Annotated in this window: 1 protein-coding gene; it reads left to right on the forward strand. The window is 48.1% G+C overall.

Annotated elements, in window-relative coordinates; translation table 11 throughout:
• The first annotated feature begins 178 nt into the window (after positions 1–178).
• Positions 179–496 (forward strand): NADH-quinone oxidoreductase subunit K, encoded by a 318-nt coding sequence (locus ACS8FD_RS23280; RefSeq protein WP_439261574.1) that lies wholly within the window; start codon positions 179–181, stop codon positions 494–496.
• Positions 497–570: the final 74 nt, after the last annotated feature.

Here is a 570-nt window from a genome sequence, read left to right on the forward strand (position 1 = left end):
GGCCGACGATATTTTTGCTGCTTGGCATTATCATGGGACTTTTAGAAGGCAAGCTTTTACAGTTTCCACCGGAGTGGGCTGGAGCACTTATCCTGGTTATTGAAACCACCGCTACTATCTCAATCGGGACTACACTTATTGCGCTATTTTTGGGCATACGCCGACAGGAGAAGCTGTAATGAGTACAGTGCTTATATATGGGCTAGCGGGTATAGGGCTTTTTGCAATTGGCTTGCATGGTTTGCTGAGCTATCGCCATCTACTACGCAAGATTTTGGCGTTAAACATAATGGGTAGTGGCGTATTTCTGGTGCTTGCAGCGTTGGCGACGCGCACTGCTACAACCATACCAGACCCAGTGCCTCATGCCATGATCATCACTGGTATTGTGGTGGCAGTGGCCGCTACTGCGCTGGCACTAGTACTCATGCTCAAGTTGACAGCAGTGACCGGTCAGCCGGTACTACCAGACAAGCACAAGGAAACAAACACCTAATGGTTGATGTTTTGTTGAATGTTCCATGGGCGGTTACCCTGATTGTTTTACCGTTTATGACTGCGATGATAGTT

Source organism: Psychrobacter sp. 1U2, from assembly GCF_051847575.1.